Origin of the sequence: Kineococcus indalonis (assembly GCF_009906395.1) — a bacterium.
Lineage (GTDB): Bacteria > Actinomycetota > Actinomycetes > Actinomycetales > Kineococcaceae > Kineococcus > Kineococcus indalonis.
Map to the genome: position 1 here is coordinate 1 of NZ_JAAALM010000151.1, position 8,007 is coordinate 8,007.

At 70.0% G+C, this 8,007-nt stretch carries 4 protein-coding genes; 2 read left to right on the forward strand and 2 right to left on the reverse strand.

The genetic code is table 11. The features are described 5' to 3' along the window. The first annotated feature begins 500 nt into the window (after positions 1–500). Entirely contained in the window at positions 501–1,352 is an 852-nt protein-coding gene (locus GTR00_RS09525) for an excalibur calcium-binding domain-containing protein (RefSeq protein WP_166611391.1), read from the forward strand. 298 nt (positions 1,353–1,650) lie between these two features. Here GTR00_RS09525 and GTR00_RS09530 read toward each other — a convergent pair whose 3' ends face one another. Continuing rightward, positions 1,651–2,589: a hypothetical protein gene (locus GTR00_RS09530; RefSeq protein ID WP_166611392.1), complete on the reverse strand. Its 939-nt coding sequence runs from the start codon at positions 2,587–2,589 to the stop codon at positions 1,651–1,653. 956 nt (positions 2,590–3,545) lie between these two features. Between GTR00_RS09530 and GTR00_RS09535 the strand changes: the two genes are divergently transcribed. Next, positions 3,546–6,845, forward strand: a complete 3,300-nt coding sequence (locus GTR00_RS09535; RefSeq protein WP_166611393.1) for an SNF2-related protein — start codon at positions 3,546–3,548, stop codon at positions 6,843–6,845. 56 nt (positions 6,846–6,901) lie between these two features. Here the strand turns inward: GTR00_RS09535 and GTR00_RS09540 are convergent, their stop codons facing one another. Further along, positions 6,902–7,900: a tyrosine-type recombinase/integrase gene (locus GTR00_RS09540; protein WP_205705437.1), complete on the reverse strand. Its 999-nt coding sequence runs from the start codon at positions 7,898–7,900 to the stop codon at positions 6,902–6,904. Positions 7,901–8,007 lie beyond the last annotated feature (107 nt).

Consider the following 8,007-nt stretch of genomic DNA (forward strand, 5'->3'; position numbering starts at 1 on the left):
GGCCTGGGTCGTGGAGGTGCTGGGGGTGCATCCGGCGAGCAGGGTCACCACCGCGGCACCGGCGGCCGCTGCAGCGGCCAGGCGGCGCGCTCTCAGCCGCGTCGTCACCTCTCCACTGTGACAGAGCTCCCTCGCTCGCAGCGCCGGCATGCCCGCTGAGCGCGTCGGCCATCGCTTGTCCGGGCTACCCATCAGCCGAGAGGGCTGTGGCAGGCGGGAGATCGTTGAGGCGGTGGATGCGCCTGCAGGCCGGCGGGGCGGAGGGGCTGCCCACTCTTGACCTTCGTGCGTCGTTGCTGCCACCGATCCCCGCGGTCAAGGCATGCCGGCGTGCTCACCGGCATGAAGACCCAGCAGGGGCGCTGCACGCCGCAGCTGTACGTCACCTGATGTGTCCAGCAGGTCGTCGTGGCCCCACCGGCGCTAGGCTCCGAACCCGACCGAACGTGTGTGGAGGCTTCCCCATGGGCGTGATGACGCGCCGTTTCCTGGCTGCCGGCTTGAGCGCAGCAGCCCTGCTGGCCGGAGCGGGTACCGCTCAGGCCACCCCCTACCCCGGACCCAACGGCACCAAGGACGTGCGCGGTGCCATCGAGCAAGAGTGGCTGCGCCTGCAGGCCGGCACCGGCTTCAAGCCCGGCGCCCCGCTCAGCGATGAGGCGCCCACCGCAGGCGCGGTGGGTGCCTTCAACACCTTCCAGAACGGGGTCATCTACTGGTCTCCGGGCACCGGTGCCCACGAGGTGCACGGCGCCTTCTACGGCTACTGGGCCGGCCAGGGCTTCGAGCGGGGCCCGCTGGGCTACCCGCTGACCAACGAGCAACCCGCCGCGGCCGGTGGCGTCTTCCAGGTCTTCCAGGGCGGCACGCTGTACTGGAGCCCGGCCACCGGTGCGCACAAGGTGTCCGGCTCCTTCTACCAGCTGTGGGCTTCCCTGGGATGGGAGCGCTCCTTCCTGGGCTTCCCGATCAGTGAGGAGCTGCCCGCGGCCGGTGGTGTCTTCCAGCGTTTCCAGGGCGGCACCCTGTACTGGTCGCCGGCCACGGGTGCGCACAGCGTCTCGGGTGCCTTCTACAGCTACTGGGCTGCCCGCGGCTGGGAGCGCGGCACGCTGGGGTACCCCACGAGCCAGGAGCTGGTCAGCGCCAACGGGGTGTACCAGAACTTCCAGGGCGGCACCCTGACGTGGACGCGCGCCCAGGGTGTGGTGCGCCAGTCGAAGGCCTTCTACGCCAACTGCACCGATGTGTGGAACACCATCGGCTCGCCGTTGTACGCGGGTCAGCAGGGCTACAGCCGTGACTTGGACCGCGACGGTGACGGTGTGGCCTGCGAGGTCGACCCCCGCTGAGCCGCCCCCGCCGAGGCGCCGGGGCTGATGAACCGCGGCCACCCCACGCACGCGGGGAAGAGCGGGGAATGCCGGGCTGGTGCCGGTGCTTGTAGAGGGTGATCGACCCGCTGCATGTCCCCGGGCCTCACCTTCCGCCACTTTGAGTGGCCACTCGCCGAGAGGCGACTGCCGGGTCGATCAGCACGTGCGTGCAGCAGACGGCCGCCGGGTCCTCGACCCGGCGGCCGTCGTGCGTCCGGTCCAGCTGGCCATGGCGAATGCAGCGCAAGGCTCAACGGTGGGCTCAATGGTGGGCTCAGGTGTTGAGCGTGTCGGCGAACAAGCCCAGGTCGTCGTCCTCGGTGACCTGCCACGCCTCCAGGCCGGGAGCTGCCAGCACGGCCTTGATCAGCTCGGCGGAGCCGCCGATGAGTGTGGAGTCGAAGTCGATCTCGCTGGCCAGGCACCAGGAGCGGTCGAGCGGCCACAGCAGGTTCGGTGACTGCGCATCGAACCAGTCGTCGGTGACCTGATCGCCCATGTCCAGCGCGGCGCGCAGCGGCCCGGCGAAGAGCAGGTAGTAGCGGCCGGGCAGCGTCAGGCGCGGTGCGGCTAGGGCCTGTTGCAGCTCTCGCGGCATCTCGGCGCGCTTGGGAGGCAGTGGGGGAGGGCCGCCCTCGCTGTCGGCGGAGGCGAAGACGATGAAGGCGCTGGAGCCGGTGAGCCAGCCGTAGCCCTCCCACAGGGCGTGACAGCACTCCTGCTCACCGGTGAAGGGGGCCAGAACCTCCAGCAGCGCGCTCAGCGCCGCTGGCTCCAGGGTGCCTTCCTGGACGCTGACCTCCTCCCACAGGCCTTCGTCGGTGACCGGCAGCTGCAGCTCGCTGCCTGCGCTGGCGAGGGCGGGGGCGCCGATGGAGCGCCACTGCATGAGGGCGTGCGGGGTGCGGCCGGTGCGCTGGCACACCTGCGCCCACGTCAGCCCCGCCCGCTGCGGCACCAGCCCGTGCGGCGCTGTCCCTGTCGGTGCCACGGGCCCTTCGGCCGCGGGGGCCGACGCGGCGCTCGCCGATGCCGGCGCCGACGATGTCGAGGGCGGTGCGGGGAAGAAGTCGACGGGGTGCAGGATGCGCGCGTAGGCGGCGAAGCCGGTGGGCACCGTGCACGCCACCGTGCTGCCAAAGCCGCGCAGCCGGCTGGCGATCCAGTTCCCGGCCGAGCCGTCCGGCAGGGCTCGCAGACCTCCCATGCTCACCAGCTCATCCTGCCGGTCAGCACCCCTGGTCGTCACCGCCCGACACCACCCGCCTTGGGGCGGCTGTCATCGACGGCACGAACACACGGGCGCCGAGCGAGCAGGAACACCTCCTGCGGGCCCGTCCTCTCGGGCAGCCTGTCCTGCATGGCTAGCACCGCGCGCTTGTCCGTCACAGCATCCGTGCGCATGCACGGCAGTGGCCTTGGCCCTGGCGTTGACCTGCCGCTGCCGCGGGTGGCGTTGGTGGCAGCGCCCAGCCGCCTGCTAACACACGATCACGACGAGGTGGAGGACCTGTTCGAGTGACCCTTTCCGGTGAGCGTGGACTTCGCCGGGCACTCAAAGGAGTGCCCTGGGCAGAGCCGCTACGCCATGGCGCGCACGCTCTCGCAGCGGGTGACCTCAGGGAGCGCGGCCCTACTGCTCGACGAGGACGCAGCCCACGCGCCGGAGGAGCAGTCATCCCGCGAGGGCACCGGCACCCTCATGGGCCCACTGGACGCTGGACTCCTCCAGGCCGGTGACCGGCTCGTGCATCGGCAGCCCGGCAAGGGACTGACCCACTGGGCCAGGGTGGCCGCGGGGAGATGGCTGGAGGTGCAGGGCGAAGCCTTCAAGGAGGTCTCCCCGGCACTGCGAGCCTGCGTCGGTAGTCAGGTCAACGGCTGGGGACAAGTGGACCCACGAGCCCAGCGGGCAGCGTCTGCAGGAGCTGCGCGAGGAGCTGCGCGAGGAGCTGCGCCGCCGGAAGGAGGACGAAGGTAAGGATTGACCCGCCTCTGCGGGCTCGTGAGGGACCTTGTGCCGGGTCACTAGCTGATCTCAGTGCCGTCGGCGTGGCGATCTGACCACGGAGCGTTCTTGTCGGAGGGCTCGTGCAAGCTTGCGGTGCCTAGCCGGAAGCCACGTCTGCCGTGGTGGATACACGCACGCACCGACAGGACGAGAGGGACATGCCGCACAGGAGACAGGACCCTCAGGCAGAGGACCTCTTCAGTCTCGGCGAGGGGAGTGCAGCTGGGACGGGCTTCATCCTTCAGCGCCTGGCTCGCCTGTCCTGGCCGGACCCGACGCGGTTCCCTCTCAACCATGCCGGCGTCAGGGTTGCCAAGCAGGTCTCTACGGACCTGGAAGCCAGCGGCGAGGCGCTCATGGTGGCCGGTTTCGCCAGCATCGCTGAGGTGGTCGAGCTACTCGCCCGCCGCGAGCAGACCGGGAAGGGGCGGCTGCGGCTGCTGCTGGGCAGTGAGCCCTTCACTGGGCAGCGACGTACCTTCGGCTCGCCGGCTGCGCAGTTCGCGCAGGAGGTCCGCGCCTACTGGCTGGAGCAGCGCGGCATCTCCCTGCACCTGTCCGCGAAGATCATCCAGGCGCGGCGGGCACTGGAGGAGGGCCGCCTAGCAGTGCGGTTCGTCTCCGGGCCGGTACGACTGCACGCCAAAATCTACGCCTCTGAGGACGCTGTCACCCTCGGCTCCAGCAACTTCACTGCCAACGGCTTGCGGGCACAGATCGAGGCCAACGTCCGCTTCAGCCCAGATGAGCCCGACTACGCCGCTGCGTACGGCATCGCGGAGAACTACTGGTCCCAGGCGGAGGAGTGGAACGAGCAGTTCGCTGCTCTGTTGGACTCTCTGCTGCACGTCGTCACCTGGCAGGAAGCCTTGGCCCGCGCATGCGCGGACCTGCTGTCAGGGCAGTGGGCGCAAGACCACCTGCCCGACGCGACCTCGAGGCAGGGGTTGTGGCCCTCTCAGGTGGCTGGCATCGCCGAAGCACTGTGGGTGGTAGAGAACGTGGGTAGCGTCCTGATTGCCGACGCCACTGGCTCGGGCAAGACTCGCATGGGCGCCCACCTGGCCCGCACCGTCCGGGATCGCCTGCTGAGCACCGGGCGGGTCCGCACCGGACTGACAGTTCTGGTTTCGCCGCCTTCGGTGCAGCCGTCCTGGCAACGCGAGGCGGTGCGATGCGGACTGAGCCTGCATACGGTCTCCCACGGAACTCTCTCGCGCCCCTCCGACGTCGAGGTGCCCGACGAGGCGGTCAACACCGCCCAGATACTCGCAGTGGACGAGGCGCACAACTTCCTTAATCCGGCCTCCAAGCGGACGCAGAGCGTGCGGGACAGCACCGCCGAGCACAAGCTGCTGTTCACCGCCACCCCCATCAACAGCGGCGCCCGTGACCTGCTGGCGCTGGTGGACCTGCTCGGAGCGGACAACTTCGACGACGAGGCCCTGAAAGTGCTCGACCAGCTGGAGCGGCGCGACCGCGCCCGAGCCTTGATGGACCCACAGATGCAGCGCGTCTTGCGGGCAGAGATCCAGCGCTTCACCGTGCGGCGCACCAAGACCATGCTCAACGAAGGCGTCGACGCCCACCCCGAGGCGTACATCCACCCCGATACCGGACGCATCTGCCGCTACCCACAGCACCTCACCCACGTCTACCGTCCCGCAGCTACTGCCGCCGACGAGGACCTCGCTTCGCAGATCCGCAAGCTAGCCGCCGACCTGCGAGGCGTGTGCTGGATCGGCTCCTACCTCAGCGTGCCGGCGAGCATGCGTCGCCGTACCGGCGATGAGGCCTGGCTGAAGGGGCGACTCGCTGCTGCCGCCGGGCTGGCGGCTCACAACGTCGCCGCGGCCATGCGCTCCAGCCGCGCCGCCCTGCTGGAGCACCTCGCCGGCACCGCAGCAGCCCAACAGCGCTTCGCCATCGACGAGCAGGTCAAGGCGCAACCCAGCGGCAACATGGCGGGCAAGGCTGCGGTCTTGGCTGAGCAGCCACCACCGAGGACGAACCTGGCCTGCTCCCTGCCGCAATGGCTGAGCGACCCCGACGCCTGGCGAGCCGCCTGCCGCGCCGACGCGGCCCTCTACCGTCAGATGAGCGACCTCGCGGGCCAGCTCTCCGATGCCCGCGACCGCTCCAAAGCGCAGGCCATCCTGGACTGCGCCGCGCAGCACCGTCTCGTGCTCGCCTTCGACCACCTGCCCATCACCCTCGTGGTCCTGCACCGCCTGCTCCGGGCCAGCAAGCACGAGGTCTTCCTCGCCACGGGCTCCCACCAGAGCGGGAAGCGCAAGGTCACCGACGCCTTCCGCCCTGGCAGCGATGCCCGCGGCATCGCCTTGTGCTCCGATGCCATGAGTGAGGGCATCAATCTTCAAGGAGCCTCCGCCCTGCTACACCTGGACTTCCCCACCACCATGCGCGTTGCCGAGCAGCGGGTGGGACGGGTCGACCGCATGAACAGTCCTCACGACGAAATCGAATCCTGGTGGCCACAGGATTCACCTGCCTTCGCCACCCGCTCCGATGAGGTGTTGCGCTCCCGCATGGACGAAAGCGCCTCCCTACTCGGCGCCAACCTCACCCTGCCCGACGCCTCCGACCTCCGGCCGCCGCTCAGCACACCCATCGTCGACGCCGCTGAGCACGCGCAGCAGATGCACAGCGAGGCGCCGACTTGGGACGGCATCCGCGATGCCTTTGCACCCGTACGTGACCTCGTCGCAGGTAGTACCGCGCTCATTCCGGCCGCGACCTACAACGCTTACCGCCACGTCTCGCAGCGCATCCTGGCTCGGGTCAGCCCCGTCACCACCCGCAGCGCCTGGGCCTTCTTCGCCCTCAGTAGCCGGCTCGGGGGAGCACCCCGCTGGATGCTGCTCGCCGAGGACGACCCTCAGGCCACTCTCGGCCTCGAAGCCGTCGCTGAGGCGTTACGCCAGCGCCTCAGCGAGGATCCTGACGCTGCCGCGATGGACGAGCAAGCGCAGCAGCTCCTCGACCGACTGCTCACCCGTGCTGAACGAGCCGAACGTGATCTCCTGCCGCGACGGCATCGCCGGGCCCTGGAACAGATGGCATCCGTCGCTACCGCCTGGGCATCAGCAGCCAGTCGGGCCGGCCGCTATGAAGAGGCAGACCGGTGGACGGTGATCAAGGGGCTTGCGCATCCTGTGCCGGATGACGTCACCGACCCCGTTGACCCCATCGAGGTCGCGGAACGCTGGCTGCGGGTGGTGCGGCCACGCCTGGAAGCCATCCGCCCAACGATCACTCGTCGCTACCTACGCCTGGCCGACATCGACCGCGACCTCACCAACCACCCACTCACCCTGGACGACGTCGAGGGCGCCTTCCATGGCCTCACGATCGTTGAGCCCTTCAGTCACCGAATCTCCGCATGCATCCTCGGGGTTCCGGCGGCGCGAGGCCTGGCGCACGACGCAGCTGGCTGAGTTCTGCGGAACGCCCGTCGACCAACCCAAGGGCGTGAGAAGCCACCGGTCTAGTGTCAGCGTGCGACGCCGGGCAGCTGGGCGATGGTGCGGTACAGCGGGTTGCCCGCGGCGGCGGTGCGCAGCTCGGTGGCGGCGGCGTCGATGTAGCGCTGGGACGTGGTCAGCGACTGGTGCCCGAGCAGGCGCATGACCTCCACGGCGGAGCCGCCGGAGGCGACGACGCGGGTGGCGAAGGTGTGCCGCAGGGCGTGCACCAGGGCGCCCTGGGGGACGCGGTCGTGGATGCCGGCGCGGCGGTAGACGCACCGCACGAGGTACTGCAGCTGGTTGCGGGTCAGGGGAGTGCCGTAGGTGGACACGAACAGGGAGGCGTCCCCGGGCAGGCGGGCGGCGGTGGCGAAGCGATCGCGGCGGCTGTCGAGGTAAGCGTGCAGCAGCTCGGCCATGACGGGCTCGATGGGCACGGAGCGTTCGGCGTTGCCCTTGCCGCGCACGTGCAGGCGCGGCTCGTCTTCAGCGCCGGCGAGGTCGCGCACCCGCAGGTCCAGCAGCTCCGCACTGCGCAGGCCCGCCACGAGCAGGACGGTGAGGATGGCCAGGTCCCGCTCGGGCCAGGGGTTGCGCCCGGCGGTGACGCCGGCGGCGATGGCGTGCAGCAGCTGCTCGGGGGTGTCCTCACCGCGCAGGGCCTTGGGCTGGGTGCGCTCGGGGCGGGGGCGGGCGACACCGGACATGGGGTTGCCCTCGATGACGCCTTCGGTGACCAGGAAGGTGCACAGCCCGTTCCAGGTGGACCAGGCCCGCCCGATGGAGGCGCGGGCGTGGTCGTGGGCGAACTCGGCGAAGGCCTGGCGCAGCGCCTTTAGCGTCAGGTGCTCGATGCGCAGCTGCTCGGGCTCGATCTCGAGCACGTCAGCCAGGCGGCGCGCGAGGCCGGCGACGTCGCGGCGCAGCGCGGCGGTGGTGTTGGGGGAGTCCTTGCGGGGGGCGCGCGCGATCAGGTACGCGTCCAGCGCGGCGGTGAGGGAGCTGCCCGGCCCCAAGGTGTCCACGTCCCAATTGTACTACTCTCGCAATGAGTTTGCATCATATTGCTTACTATGCGGAACCGCTGAGGCCGTTTTTCGGGGCGCCGTTCGGTGGGGGAGTGGTCGGGGGA

Bases quoted from the DNA above. Each gene is read 5' to 3' on its own strand.
- GTR00_RS09535 (WP_166611393.1), top strand. From the start codon at position 3,546: ATGCCGCACAGGAGACAGGACCCTCAGGCAGAGGACCTCTTCAGTCTC.